Source organism: Bradyrhizobium sp., assembly GCF_035570375.1.
GTDB lineage: Bacteria > Pseudomonadota > Alphaproteobacteria > Rhizobiales > Xanthobacteraceae > Bradyrhizobium.
In genome coordinates this window covers 20,926-34,030 of record NZ_DATMLW010000198.1, presented here as the reverse complement: position 1 = coordinate 34,030, position 13,105 = coordinate 20,926, and the positions used below count along the sequence as shown (strand labels likewise).

The window sequence follows — 13,105 nt, the reverse complement described above, 5'->3', positions numbered from 1 at the left end:
CTGATTGCGGAGAATGGACCTTGCGTCTGATCAGGTGCCTGACAGCGGCCCGTGCCCGCTTTCCGAAGTTCGCCCGACGTCGCCGCATTCACGTTTCGCGAACTTCGGAAGGTCATGGGCACTAAAAACATGACCAGAGTTCCGCTTTTCGATGTGAAGTTCCGGGTTCGAATGCGCCCCCGGTGGTGCTGGGACATCAGATCGGCGGCACTTGTGCTCGGCCTCTTGATGTTTGCGGCGACGCCGGCGCGTGCCATCGACGCCGTCAGCGTCCGCGGCGACGTGTCGGCGATCGACCTGACCGCGGTGCTCGATCATCAGCGCAGCGACACCGACCGCATTCAGGTCTCCACCGCACCCGGCACCGACGGCATCGTCCGCCGCATTGAAGTCCGTGCCCGCGAAGGCGGTCAGAACTGGGTGGTATTTGCGCTCGCCAACAATACCGACGACCAGCTCGATCGTCTGATCGTTGCGCCTCACTACCGCATCGTGTCGTCTGGCCTGTTGTGGCCCGATCTCGGCCTGTCGCGCATCGCAACCATCACGCCTTCGATCGGCGACCGCCCGGAACGGCAGGAGAGCGCGACCGCCGACATTTTCCGCATCACGCTCGATCCCGGCTCCGTCGTGACCTATGTCGCGGAGCTGCGCACCGATAAATTGCCGCAGCTCTATCTCTGGGAGCCCGACGCCTACAAGGACAAGGTCAATTCCTTCACGCTCTACCAGGGCATCGTGATCGGCATCTCCGGACTTCTGGCGCTGGTGTTGACCATCCTGTTCGTGGTCAAGGGCAGCATCATGTTCCCCGCCGCCGCCGCGCTCGCCTGGGCGGTGCTGATCTATATCGGCGTCGATTTCGGCTTCTGGGGCAAGGTGCTCGACATGTCGAACAATGCCGAGCGGGTCTGGCGCGCGGGCGGCGAGGCGATTCTGGCGGCTACCCTCCTGGTGTTCCTGTTCGCCTATCTCAATCTCAGCCGCTGGCACGTGCGCTATTCGCACATCACGATCGGATGGCTGGTTTTTCTCGGCTCGCTGGTTGCGCTGGCGCTGTTCGATCCGGCCGTCGCCTCGGGCATTGCACGGATATCGCTGGTCCTGATCGCCTTCGCGGGCTTTGCGCTGATCGTCTATCTGTCCACCCACGGCTTCGACCGCGCGGTGCTGTTGATCCCGACCTGGTTCCTGCTTGTGGTCTGGGTGATCGCGGCCAGCATGACGGTGGCCGGCAGCGTCACCAACGACATCGTCGGCCCGGCGCTGCTCGGCGGCCTGGTGCTGATCGTAATGCTGATCGGCTTCACGGTGATGCAGCATGCCTTTGCCGGCGGCGGCGCCACCACCGGTATTGTCTCCGACGTCGAACGCCGCGCACTGGCCTTGACCGGGTCGGGAGACCTGATCTGGGACTGGGACGTCTCCGCCGACAAGGTCTTCACCAGCCCCGAGACGGAAAGCCTTCTCGGCCTCAAACGCGGCGCGCTGGAAGGCCCGGCCGCGAAATGGCTCGAAGTGCTGCATCCGCTCGACCAGGATCGTTTCCGCGCGGCGCTCGACAGCGTGCTCGATCAGCGCCGCGGGCGGCTGGTGCAGGATTTCCGCCTGCGCACGCCGGACGGACATTTCATGTGGTTTGCGCTCAAGGCGCGCCCGGTGGTCGGTTCCGACGGCGAGGTCTCGCGCGTGGTCGGCACGCTCACCGACGTCACCGAGACCAGGAACGCCGAAGAGCGCATGCTTCATGACTCGGTGCATGACAACCTCACCGGCCTGCCGAACCGAAAACTGTTCATCGACCGGCTGAATGCGGTCGCCAATTTCACCAGGACGGTGCCGAACCTGCGGCCGACGCTGATGGTGATCGACCTCGACCGCTTCAAGCAGGTCAATGATTCCGTCGGCATCGCGGTGGGGGATTCGATCCTCCTGACACTGGCGCGGCGGCTGACCCGCATCCTCAAACCGCAGGATACGCTGGCGCGGCTCGCCGGCGACCAGTTCGGCCTGATCCTGATGTCGGAACAGGACCCGGGACGCATCACCGCCTTCGCCGAAACCATTCGCAAGACTGTCCGCGCGCCGATCGCCTTCAACGACCGCGAGATTTTCCTGACCGCATCGATCGGGCTCGCGCTCTCCGATCCGCAGGTCGCGCTCTCCGACGAGATCATCAAGGACGCCGAGCTTGCGATGTACCACTCCAAGCGGATCGGCGGCGACCGCATCGACGTCTACAAGCCGGCGATGCGGGCGCGGAAAACCGACCGCCTGACGCTGGAGTCCGAATTGCGCCGCGCCATCGAGCGCGAGGAAATCACGATCCTGTACCAGCCGATCGTGCGGCTGGAGGATCGCTCGATCGCTGGCTTCGAGGCCCTGGCGCGCTGGGATCATCCGAAACTCGGGCGCATGTCGCCGGTGGAATTCATCTCCATCGCCGAGGAGATCGGCCTGATCGTCGATCTCGGCATGTTCGTCCTCGATCAGACCGCCAAGCAGCTTTCGATCTGGCAGCGCGCGATGCGTTCGCGCGAACCGATCTTTGCCAGCGTCAACGTGTCCTCGCGCCAGTTGCTTAGGCACGATTTGATCCACGATGTCCGCACCGTGCTGTCGCGCTCCTCGGTGGTGCGCGGCACGCTAAAGCTCGAATTGACGGAATCACTGGTCATGGAGAATCCGGAACACGCCGCGCAGATGCTGACGCGGATCCGCGAACTCGGCACCGGACTTTCGCTCGACGATTTCGGCACCGGCCATTCGTCGCTGGCCTATCTGCAGCGCTTTCCGTTCGACACCATCAAGATCGACCAGTCCTTCGTCCGCACCACCAGCCGCGGCACGCGCCCGGTGATCCTGAAATCGATCGTCGCGCTCGCCCATGATCTCGGCATGGAGGTGGTCGCCGAGGGCGCCGAGACCGATTCGGACGCGGTCGAGCTTTACCAGCTGGGCTGCGAATACGCGCAAGGCTTTGCCTTCGGCGAGCCGATGGATGCGGACGCCGCGATGCGGCTTTTGACCGAAGTCCGCCTCGAGGCCGCAAGCTAGAACGGCACCCGCGCTACGCGCGCGGCCGCAATCCGCCCGAAGACATCCCCGTGAAATCCGGTTGCCGTTTCGCGCTGGCCCGCCCGACGCGCAACTCCTCGACGAACGAACGATTCGGCCTCCCCCACCTCACAGGCCGCGGGAATCCGGTATCCGTAAAGTGATATTTCAAATGTAAATTTGAATTTTACTTTCGTGCGCGACGGCTGTATAGTGGAAATCGGGGAATGCAGGCGGCCCACGTGCGGCATGCAATTCACAGATCGTTGCGCATCGGGGACGGAGGTCGAACATTCAACGCGTCATCAGATATCATCCGTTGTTGGTGGCCACGCATTGGCTGCTCGCCGTGCTGTTCACCATCGCGCTGGCGGGGGCGCCCTGGTGCTGGTCAAGATCCCGAACACCGACCCGATGAAAGTCGACGGGCTACGCCAGCATCTTGCCGGCGGCACTCTGCTCGTCGTCCTGATGTTGCTCCGACTGGTCGTGCGTGTGCGGACGGCGCACCCGGCGCGAGCGTCAACCGGAAGTCCGGTACTCGACCGGGTGGCCTGGCTCTCACATCGCATGCTTTATGTGCTGGTGTTCTGCCAGGCGGCCAGCGGCCTCACCCTGGCGCTGCAAGCCGGCTTGCCGGATGTCCTGTTCGGCGGTCACGGTGCGCTGCCGGCTGACTTCTGGGTATTTCCCATGCGCCCGGTCCACTACGTGATTTCCCGCCTGTTGATGGCGCTGATCGCGCTGCATGTGGTTGCTGCTCTCTATCACACCTTCATTCTTCGGGACGGGTTGCTCGGCCGGATGTGGTTCGGAAGGCGCTACCCCAGGATCGAAGTCGAACGAAGGAGACCCGACCTTGATTGAGCAGTTGAACGGCAGGGTGGCGCTGGTGACCGGCGGCACCGACGGAGTCGGAAAAGAAATCGCCCGCGCGATGGCTCGACGAGGCGCCCGATTGATCATCGTCGGTCGCGATGCCGAGAAGGGCGCCCGGGCACAACAGGAGATTCGCGCCTTCTCCGGCAATAAAGACGTTGATTTTGTCCAGGCGGACCTGAGCCTGATGCGGCAGACGCGCCGCCTCGGCGATGAGGTCGCAAAGGGATGGCCCGCAATGCACTACCTGGTGCACAGCGCGGGCGTCGTACGGGGTCGCCATTTGGTAACGGCCGAAGGCATCGAGTCGAACTTTGCGACGAATTACCTGAGCCGGTTCATGTTGACCGTTCGCCTCCTTCCGGCTCTCCAGGCCGCAGGTCAGCCAGGCAAACCGGCGCGGATCGTCATGGTCGCCCATCCCGGGTTTGAGGGGACGATTCACTACGACGACGTCAATCTGACGACGAACTTCGCGATGATCAGGGCGTTCAAGCAGTTTCACTATGCTAACGACGTCTTTGCCGTCGAACTGGCGCGCCGACTGACCGTCTCCGCTCAGCGTCCGTCGGTCACGATTTCATGCCTTCACCCCGGTCCGACCAAACGAATATCGACAGCGAAATGCCGCTATGGATGAAGCTGATGGTGCGTCATGTGATCCATCGATTGATTTCTCGTACGCCGGATGTGCCCGCTGCAGCGGCGTTGAAGTTGTTGTTGGCCGAGGAGTTCGAAGGTGAATCCGGGGCGTTGTTCTCGATGGTCGGTAAGTTCAAGCGTCTGCCTTTATCCCGGAATCTGCAGAATCGGGAGGAGGGCGAGCGGCTCTGGGCCTTGAGCGAAGCGCTGGCCCAATCGGCCTTGGGCCAGACGGCGCTCGCGTCTGCGGGTTCGTAGGGTTGGCACATGAAGACGGTTGTTATCACGGGAGCTAATGCGGGCATTGGCTTTGCTACCGCAAAGTATATCGCCGGCCATTCCGACTGGCAGGTTGTCCTGGCTTGCAGGAGCTCCGCAAAGGCTGAAGCTGCCTTGGAGGAAATTCGAAAAATTCATCCACAAGCGTCCGTCAGCACCTTGCCCCTCGACTTGCTTTCATTGCAGTCCATAAGAGATTTTGCTGCCTCTCTCGAAAAGCAGGAGCTGCCGCCGTTGCATGGCCTCGTGCTGAATGCTGGCGGCATCAACATGAAGGCCAAGTCCCTGGAATTTTCCAAAGATAGCTTCGAACATATTTTTCAACTGAATTTCCTCGGCCATTTCGCGCTCACCAGCCTTCTGGTCGGGAAAATGCTGGCACCGGCGCGCATTGTTTTTGTATCGAGCGACCTGCACGACCCGGCGGCTACGAAAATGGGAAAAATTGCCTCGCCGAAGTTCGGCGCGGCCGAAGATGCGGCTTACGGCCGAGGAATATTCGCTAAAATGAGTCCGATGGCGCGTTACGGCACGGCCAAAATGTTTGCAATGATGTGCGCTCTCGAACTGGATCGCAGACTGACGGGACAGGGAATAAAAGGCAACACCGTGAATTCCTGGTCCCCCGGCGTAGTGCCAACGACGGAGTTTAGCAACGAAGCGCCGCCGCTTCGAAGGAAAATCATGAAATTCGCGCTGACGTCCACGCCATTCGTGAGGTTCATGGGATCACATCTTTCAACGGAAGATGAAGCCGCGCGAGGGCTTGGTGGACTCGTTACGGATGCAAAATTCGAAGGCATCAGCGGCCGTTATTTTGACGGCTTCAAGGAAATCCTTTCCTCGGCAGAGTCGCGGGACGCAACCAAAGCAAGGACGGTCTGGCAACAAGCAAAGGGATTGGCGAAAATAACGGACGAGGCGCTGGCCTTGCCATAACGCTGGAACTCCCAACCAGAGCGCAACCGACCTCGTTTCCAGTATGGCCAGTGAGAAAGACCGCTTTCATCGTCCCTTCCCGGTTATCGACGGTTGCGCGAGCTTATCTCACCTTCATCCGGTCGAACCGGACGTGCCTGCCGTCCGGCAGCCGCGTGGCGATGTAGCCGGCGGCAAGGCAGGCTTCGCGCTGCGGCATCTTTTCCTGCGGGCTGCGCAAGGTCTCCCACCACGACGCCCGCTGCGCCGCGCGCGGCAGCGCAGCGCCGATGATCTCCTCGATCTGTTCGAAACTCAGAACCAGTTCGGGGAGCTTCTGTTTCGCCAGATAGTCGCGCAGCGCGTTGTAGTCGTTCACTTGCTTTCCCGGCTCGAATGATCCCGCCAGGCCATCCCGGCGTCGACGTCGGAGAGGTTGGGCGATGCTCCCCAATTCATGGTTCAGAGCACGGCGCAAAACCGTGGTCAACTTTCGGCGGCAGCGATCGTGGCTCGCCGTCTCCGGCATCCTGCCTCCGGCAACGAAGCATTAACCCAAGCACTGGGCTCGCGATTGTCATTTAAGCCAACCGCAACCATTCCGGGTGCAACGCTGACTGCCCCGGGAGCAGGAAAATGCCATTCGCAAAGCGCAGAGATGGAGCCAGTCGACCGTGGCGGCTGTCAGCCAAGCTGCTGATCGTGTTCGCGCTCGTCACTGTGATCGGCTTTTCCGCCATCTGCGTCAGCGTGATGCTGGAGATGCGGCGGGGCGAGGAAGAGCTGGCGCGTCAGGCGCTCGAGAATCTCGCATCGAGCATTGATGCGGATATCGGCCGCAACGTCGAGCTATACGATCTGTCGCTGCGTGATGTCGCCACCGACATGCAGTTGCCGGAGATCAATCAGGTCAGCAGGCCGCTCCGGCAACTGATCCTGTTCGATCACGCGGCGACCGCGAAACATTTCGGCGTGATCCAGGTGTTCGATGCCGCGGGACGACTGACCGTCGACGCATCGACCTTGGACCCGATCCCTGAAGATCGCAGCGACGAGGAATATTTCAAAATTCACCTCCAAAATCCCGACCTTGGGCTTTTCATCAGCCGGCCGATACTGCACCACGGCGCTTATGCCATCGTGCTCAGCCGGCGCATCACCGGCGAAGATGGACGTTTTCTCGGCGTGGTCGCTGGCTCGATCCGCTTCAGCTATTTTCATGAGCTGTTCGGCCGCCTGAAACTCGGCCCCAACGACATCATCTCGGTTTTTCGCAAGGACGGCACCGTGATCATGCGCACGCCGTTCGATCTGGATATGATCGGCAAGAACCTCGGCGATCTACCCACCGTGAAACGTGTGATGTCGGAGCCGAGCGGATCGTATACGGGAATTTCCTATTCGACCCATCGGCCGCGGCTTTATGTCTGGCGTGACAGCACAAGGCCGCTCGTCGTTCTCGTGGGCAAGCAGTGGAGCGATATCTACGAACTCTGGCGCATGGAGATGACCCGGATCGGCGCGCTGATGTCGGCGCTGATTCTTTTCGTGCTCGGGGTGACCTTGTTTCTGGCCCGCGAAATCGGGCGCCGCGCCGCCGCCGAGGACAAGCTCGAGGAACTTGCCACGACCGATGCGCTGACGGGCCTGCGAAACCGGCGCAAGTTCGATGCCGTGATCGACGCCGAGTGGCGGCGCGCGGCACGGCAGAGGAAGCCGGTCGCATTGCTCATGATCGACGCCGACTATTTCAAGACCTACAACGACACCTTCGGACACCAGGCCGGCGACGAGCTGCTGGTCGGGATTGCGATCTGCATTTCGGATTCGGTGCAGCGCGCCGGCGATTGTGTGGCGCGCTATGGCGGCGAGGAATTTGCGATATTGTTGCCCGGACTCTCGCCTGCCGAGGCTCTCGGGGTGGCCGAAACCATCCGCCTGAAGGTCGAGCAATGGTGTGGCGAGAGCGCGATCACCACCGTCAGTGTCGGGGTTGCGAGCCTCGTACCCGGCGGCTCCGCCGACTGGAACCGGCTGGTGAAGGCCGCCGATCAGGCGCTGTACGCGGCCAAGGCCAGTGGCCGCAATCGATGCGTGCTTGCGGGCGCCTCGAATTTGTCGCTGGTGGCCTGAGGGGCTGTTCCGTCGTTCCGGGGCGGCTCGTAAAGCCGAACCCGGAACCTCGAGATTCCGGGTTCGATGCTTCGCATCGCCCCGGAATGACGACGTGAGCTTGGGCGCTCCCGTCGTCACTTGCCCAGATATTTCTTCAGATCGGCGCGAAGTCCGTCACGCAGCTCGGGCCGTGCCATGGCGTAAGCGATATTGGCGCGCAGGAATCCGGCCTTCGAGCCGCAATCGTGCCGCTCGCCCTTGAACTCGACGCCATAGAATTTCTGCTTTTTCGCCAGGCCAATCATTGCATCGGTGAGCTGGATTTCGCCGCCGGCGCCATGTTCCAGGGTTTCCAGGACATTGAAGATTTCCGGCTGCAGGATGTAGCGCCCGGTGATCGAAAGGTTCGATGGCGCAGTTCCCTTGCGCGGCTTTTCCACCATCCCGTCGACCTCGAAAATATTGCCGTCGCGCTTGCCGACGCCGCAGATGCCGTATTGGTGGGTGAGATGATCGGGCACGGCCTCCACCGCGATCAGGTTGGAGTTCTTGTCGAGCCGTGCCGCCGCTTCGATCATTTGCGCCAGACATCCCGGCGTGTTGAGCACTAGCTCATCGGGCAGCACCACCGCAAACGGCTCGTGACCGACGATGTCGCGCGCGCACCACACCGCGTGGCCGAGCCCGAGCGGCGCCTGCTGCCGTGTGAAGCTCATCGCGCCGGCTTCCGGCTGATCGCGTGCCAGGATCTCCATCTCCGCCTTCTTGCCGCGCGCGGCAAGCGTGGCATCGAGCTCGAACATCCGGTCGAAATGATCCTCGATCACGCCCTTGTTGCGGCCGGTGACGAAGATGAAATGCTCGATGCCGGCTTCCCTGGCTTCGTCGACGACATACTGAATCAGCGGCTTGTCGACGATGGTGAGCATTTCCTTTGGCATAGCCTTGGTGGCTGGCAGGACGCGGGTGCCGAGACCGGCGACTGGGAAGACGGCTTTGCGGATTTTCATCGGGATCGGGACTGGGTTGCGAGGGCGGAAAGAAAGCAGATTTTGATCGCACTAGTAGCCGCTTTGCGGCCGAGAACAAAGGCGGATGTGAGATAAAGGTTTCCGCGCCAGGCGCTCTTTTTTCACCCCAAAGCCGCCTGACGCAAAAATTCCGCCTTTGTTAAGTTGTTGGAAACCGTTACCAGTGCGGCGAATTTGAAGTTCCTATCGGTATCGCCGCGAGTTCGTGATAGGAACTTCAAATTCGAAGCCGCTACTCAAATCAACAAGTTGCTGGAGCTCCTTTGATTCCGAAGTTCGCATCAGAGGTCGCCGCGATAGCTTGCGAACTTCGCAATCGGAGCTCCAGGCCTGCTGCCTGAATGCCTTTCGGGTGCGACATGACAGGACCAGCAACAAGGCCGGCGAGGAAACGAGCGGGCACAGTACTGCTTGCGGCGATGCTGCTGTGGGTGGGACAAGCGCGCGCGCAATCGAGCGGGCCGCTCGACTTTCTCGGTAACATCTTCGGCGGCTCGTCGTCGAAAGCAAGCCAAACCCCGCAAGCGGTGCCCACGCCACCGGCCTCCGCGAGCGCCGGGCCGCGGCCGTGGAGCGGCGAGGACGGCGCCTCCGGCCATCCCCTGATGACGGCGAGCGCGATCCGCGAGGCGGCGGCGAATTTCGACAATTGCATCGCCTCGATGTGGCCGGACGCGGCGCGACGCAACATCTCGCAGGACAGTTTTGCGCGGTTTAGCGCCGGCCTTGCGCCCGATTTGCGCATCATGGATCTGATGGATTCGCAGCCCGAATTCACCAAGTCGATCTGGGACTATCTGGATATCCTCGTCAACGACAACCGCCTCGCCAAGGGCCGGGAGATCCTTGCCAAATACAAGGTACAGTTCGACGCGACGGAGAAGGCCTATGGCGTAGACCGCCACGTGATCGCTGCGATCTGGGGCATCGAGTCGAACTACTCCACCCAGATCGGCGATCGCAGCGTTCTGCAGTCCACCGCAACGCTGGCCTGCATCGGCCGCCGCCAGAAATATTTCCGCGATGAGTTCCTCTCCGCGCTCGAAATCCTTCACCACGGCGATTTGCGCCCCGAGCAGATGCGCGGCTCCTGGGCGGGCGCGTTCGGGCCGACCCAGTTCATGCCGACGGCGTTCAAGCGTTATGCGGTCGATGCCGACGGCGACGGCCGGCGCGACGTAGTCGACAATCCCGCCGATCTGATCGCCTCCACGGCCAACAACCTGAAGAAGGACGGCTGGCAGACCGGCAAAGGCTGGGGCTACGAAGTCGTGGTGCCGAAGGGTTTCAATTACATGCTGGCGGATCGGGCCAGGAGCATGACATTCGCGCAGTGGGAACACCTGGGCATCACGCGCGCCAATGGTCAGCCATTCCCGGCTTCCACCGACAAGGCCTATCTGCTGGCGCCCGCGGGTGCCGAGGGACCGGGCTTTTTGATGCTGCAGAATTTCCGCGTGATCATGAAATACAATCCGGCGGAGGCCTATGCGCTCGCGATCGGCCATTTCGCCGACCGGCTGCGCGGCGGCCCGCCCTTCGTGCAACCCTGGCCGCGGCAGGAGCGGGAATTGTCGCGTGCCGAGCGGCTGGAATTGCAGCAGCTTCTGGCGCAGCGCGGGTTCTATCGCGGCACCCCGGACGGCCAGTTCGGCGGCGAAACCAGGGAGGCGCTGCGCGGCTTCCAGGCCTCGGTCGGCGCCCCGGCCGACGGGTTTGCCTCCTCGGAAGTGCTCGAGCGGCTGCGAGGACGGTGATTCCGGGGCATCCGGCCTCGAAAGTAATCCTGTTTGTTTACCGCACGAAATCCGGTTCCCGGCACAACCTGGCCGTATTAAGCGTTCTAAGGTAGCTGGTGACGGCCGCCTCCGGGCGCAGGAAATGTGTCCGCTTACGGTCGAATTCAGTTATCCTAGCTACCGTTCGAACCACACGATGCGATTGGGCCGCATGCCGAGGAAAAAGTCCTTTTTGCACTTGTTTACTGAAGGCGGCCCGATGGTCGCGTTGGCCGCTGCGATCGCTCTTTTGGTCGCTGTGGTGGCGCCTGCGTCCGCGCAGTGGAACTGGTTCGGCGGCCCGCCGGGCCAATCGCAGCAGCAAAACCAACGGAGCTGGTTCGGCCGCGACTTCTTTGCGCCATTTCAGCAACAGCAGCAGCCGAGGCGAGTCGAGGATTTTTCCAAAGCGCCGCCGCCGGCCAAGCGCGACACCATCCCCGAACGCAATGTTCTGGTGCTCGGCGATTCCATGGCGGATTGGCTCGCTTATGGTCTTGAGGATGCCTATGCCGAGCAGCCGGACATGGGCGTGATCCGGCGGCACAAGACCGTCTCCGGCCTCATCCAATATCAGCCCAAGGGCGAACCGGCGGACTGGGCGGCCGCGGCCAAGACCATCCTTGCGGCAGAAAAGCCCGACATCATCGTGGTCATGCTCGGTCTCAACGACCGCATCGCCATGCGCGAGGTGGCGGCAGAGAAATCCGACGCCAAGCCGGGCGACAAAAAGGGCGACAAGAAGGATGCCCGCGCCAAACCGGATTCCAGGTCCGGCGATAAGCCCGGCGAAACCAGGCCCGCGGGCAAGAGCGACGACGCGGCCGATGCCGCTGCCAAGCCCGACGACAAGGCAGCCGATGCCGAATTGGCCGACGATGAGGAGAAGGGCGAGAGCCAGCCGAACGTCACGCCGGAAAGAAGCTCGCGTTCGCCCACTGGCCTGGTCCAGTTCCGCGACGAACGATGGGTCGAACCCTACAACAAGAAGATCGACGAGATGCTCGCGATCCTGAAAACCAAGGGCGTGCCGGTGCTGTGGGTCGGCTTGCCGGCGGTGCGCGGCGCCAAGGCGACGTCGGACGCGCTGTTTCTGGATTCGCTCTACCGCGAGGGTTCGGCCAAGGCCGGCATCACCTATGTCGATGTCTGGGACGGGTTCGTCGACGAGGCCGGTCGCTTCCTGCAACAGGGCCCCGACTTCGAGGGCCAGATCCGCCGCCTGCGCTCCTATGACGGCGTGTATTTCACCAAGCCCGGCGCGCGCAAGCTCGCCCATTATGTCGAGCGCGAGATCACGCGCCTGCTGGCGGGGCGCTCGGCGCCGTTCATGCTGCCGACCGAGCCGCTGACGCCAGATGCCAACGCGCAGCCCGGACAGCCAGCACCGCGTCCGCTCGCGGGCCCGATCCTGCCGCTGGTCGCTTCCTCCGTCGGCACCGATCAACTGCTCGGTGGTCCGGGATCGCGCCCGGCCGCGGTCGATACACTGGTGGCGAAAACCCTCGTCAAAGGCGAGCCGCTGGCAGCACCGGCGGGCCGCGCCGATGACTTTGCCTGGCCGCGGCGCGAGGTCGGACGCGAGCAGGTCAAGGGCGAAACGCCGGTAGCTGCCATCACTCCCGACGGCACGCCTGCGGCAACAGCGCCCGCCCCGGCCCAGAAGCCAAAGAAGCCGAATTCGGTCCAGCCGGCCGCCCCCACGCCGGCTCAACCGGCCCCGCCGGTTCAATCGGCTGCCCCGACGTTCGGGAATTTCTTCGGCTTCGGAAGCCCGCCGCCGGCGCGTCAACCGCAACCTTCGCCGCGCACCCAAGGCGTGCCGCGACCGCCGGCCAATGTCGGGCGCTCGGCAGCCGCGCCGCCGGCGCAGCAGGCGCCGCCAGCTAATGGCAACCTGACGCGATAGGCCCGTTCTTTCGGCAAAAAGCCCACGAGCGCTGATGTCAGCGCTCGCGGCAAGCATCGTCCTTCAGCAATCAAGTTGGGCACATGGCGTGAAGTCTGGAGCAGCTTGCGCCTCAGCCGTAGTAGCGCCAGCGCGGCGGCGGCCGGCGCGGGCGCGTCATCAGGAGGCCGAGCGCAAAGCCGATGCCACCTGCAAGCAGGAGCGAGCCGAGCGGATTGTCCTGCACTGTCTTTGCCACGGCCTGCGTGCCGCCGCGCAAGGTTTCGCCACTCTGATCGTAGGCGCCCCTGGCGTAGTCGACGGCAGCTTCGCCTGCGTCGCGCGCGGCATCCTTGGCCTGGCCAAAAAGATTCTGCACCGAACCGGCCGCCTCTCGCACCCGACCGGCAGCCTGGGTTTGAGCATCACCGGTCGCCTCACCGAAGGCACCCTCGACCTTTCCAGCGGCATCCTTTGCCGAACCGACGATTCGATCCTTGTCCATCGCGGTCACTCCC

Annotated in this window: 11 protein-coding genes; 8 read left to right on the top strand and 3 right to left on the bottom strand. The window is 62.8% G+C overall.

Going from position 1 to position 13,105, the window contains the following annotated elements:
* The first annotated feature begins 228 nt into the window (after positions 1-228).
* The 5 genes from VNX23_RS21450 (at position 229) to VNX23_RS21430 (ending at position 5,796) form a co-directional block, all read left to right on the top strand.
* A complete protein-coding gene (locus VNX23_RS21450; protein ID WP_414643048.1) occupies positions 229-3,057 on the top strand; it encodes an EAL domain-containing protein in 2,829 nt (942 codons plus the stop codon).
* A gap of 384 nt (positions 3,058-3,441) precedes the next feature.
* The gene (locus VNX23_RS21445) at positions 3,442-3,924 is read left to right on the top strand and encodes a cytochrome b (RefSeq protein ID WP_325633322.1); all 483 of its coding nucleotides are present in this window, start codon (positions 3,442-3,444) and stop codon (positions 3,922-3,924) included.
* Between the two features lie 25 nt (positions 3,925-3,949).
* Positions 3,950-4,576 carry an SDR family NAD(P)-dependent oxidoreductase gene (locus VNX23_RS21440; protein WP_325633321.1) on the top strand — a complete coding sequence of 209 codons (627 nt, stop codon included), beginning with the start codon at positions 3,950-3,952 and terminating at the stop codon, positions 4,574-4,576.
* Complete coding sequence (locus VNX23_RS21435; protein ID WP_325633319.1) at positions 4,573-4,836, top strand: hypothetical protein; 264 nt, start codon at positions 4,573-4,575, stop codon at positions 4,834-4,836. The genes VNX23_RS21440 and VNX23_RS21435 overlap by 4 nt, the downstream gene beginning before the upstream one ends.
* A gap of 9 nt (positions 4,837-4,845) precedes the next feature.
* Positions 4,846-5,796, top strand: coding sequence for an SDR family NAD(P)-dependent oxidoreductase (locus tag VNX23_RS21430; protein WP_325633317.1), 951 nt, complete (start codon positions 4,846-4,848; stop codon positions 5,794-5,796).
* Between the two features lie 103 nt (positions 5,797-5,899).
* On the opposite strand, the gene VNX23_RS21425 is transcribed toward VNX23_RS21430, so the two are convergent.
* Positions 5,900-6,154: a DUF7662 domain-containing protein gene (locus VNX23_RS21425; RefSeq protein ID WP_325633315.1), complete on the bottom strand. Its 255-nt coding sequence runs from the start codon at positions 6,152-6,154 to the stop codon at positions 5,900-5,902.
* A 257-nt stretch (positions 6,155-6,411) separates the two neighbouring features.
* Here VNX23_RS21425 and VNX23_RS21420 point away from each other — a divergent pair, with 257 nt between their 5' ends.
* Complete coding sequence (locus VNX23_RS21420) at positions 6,412-7,908, top strand: diguanylate cyclase (RefSeq protein ID WP_325633313.1); 1,497 nt, start codon at positions 6,412-6,414, stop codon at positions 7,906-7,908.
* A gap of 116 nt (positions 7,909-8,024) precedes the next feature.
* Here VNX23_RS21420 and galU read toward each other — a convergent pair whose 3' ends face one another.
* Positions 8,025-8,900: a UTP--glucose-1-phosphate uridylyltransferase GalU gene (gene galU, locus VNX23_RS21415; protein WP_325633311.1), complete on the bottom strand. Its 876-nt coding sequence runs from the start codon at positions 8,898-8,900 to the stop codon at positions 8,025-8,027.
* Between the two features lie 380 nt (positions 8,901-9,280).
* On the opposite strand from galU, the gene VNX23_RS21410 reads away from it, so the two are divergent.
* Together VNX23_RS21410 and VNX23_RS21405 are read left to right on the top strand one after the other, a co-directional pair.
* Entirely contained in the window at positions 9,281-10,678 is a 1,398-nt protein-coding gene (locus VNX23_RS21410) for a lytic murein transglycosylase (protein ID WP_414643045.1), read from the top strand.
* 193 nt (positions 10,679-10,871) lie between these two features.
* Entirely contained in the window at positions 10,872-12,608 is a 1,737-nt protein-coding gene (locus tag VNX23_RS21405) for a DUF459 domain-containing protein (RefSeq protein WP_325633309.1), read from the top strand.
* 112 nt (positions 12,609-12,720) lie between these two features.
* Here the strand turns inward: VNX23_RS21405 and VNX23_RS21400 are convergent, their stop codons facing one another.
* Positions 12,721-13,092: a CsbD family protein gene (locus VNX23_RS21400; RefSeq protein WP_325633307.1), complete on the bottom strand. Its 372-nt coding sequence runs from the start codon at positions 13,090-13,092 to the stop codon at positions 12,721-12,723.
* Positions 13,093-13,105 lie beyond the last annotated feature (13 nt).

Excerpts from the sequence above, each read along its gene's own strand:
- VNX23_RS21450 (WP_414643048.1), top strand. The coding sequence starts at position 229 with ATGTTTGCGGCGACGCCGGCGCGTGCCATCGACGCCGTCAGCGTCCGC.
- VNX23_RS21435 (WP_325633319.1), top strand. The coding sequence starts at position 4,573 with ATGAAGCTGATGGTGCGTCATGTGATCCATCGATTGATTTCTCGTACG.
- VNX23_RS21430 (WP_325633317.1), top strand. The coding sequence starts at position 4,846 with ATGAAGACGGTTGTTATCACGGGAGCTAATGCGGGCATTGGCTTTGCT.
- VNX23_RS21420 (WP_325633313.1), top strand. The coding sequence starts at position 6,412 with ATGCCATTCGCAAAGCGCAGAGATGGAGCCAGTCGACCGTGGCGGCTG.
- galU (WP_325633311.1), bottom strand. The coding sequence starts at position 8,900 with ATGAAAATCCGCAAAGCCGTCTTCCCAGTCGCCGGTCTCGGCACCCGC.
- VNX23_RS21410 (WP_414643045.1), top strand. The coding sequence starts at position 9,281 with ATGACAGGACCAGCAACAAGGCCGGCGAGGAAACGAGCGGGCACAGTA.
- VNX23_RS21405 (WP_325633309.1), top strand. The coding sequence starts at position 10,872 with ATGCCGAGGAAAAAGTCCTTTTTGCACTTGTTTACTGAAGGCGGCCCG.
- VNX23_RS21400 (WP_325633307.1), bottom strand. The coding sequence starts at position 13,092 with ATGGACAAGGATCGAATCGTCGGTTCGGCAAAGGATGCCGCTGGAAAG.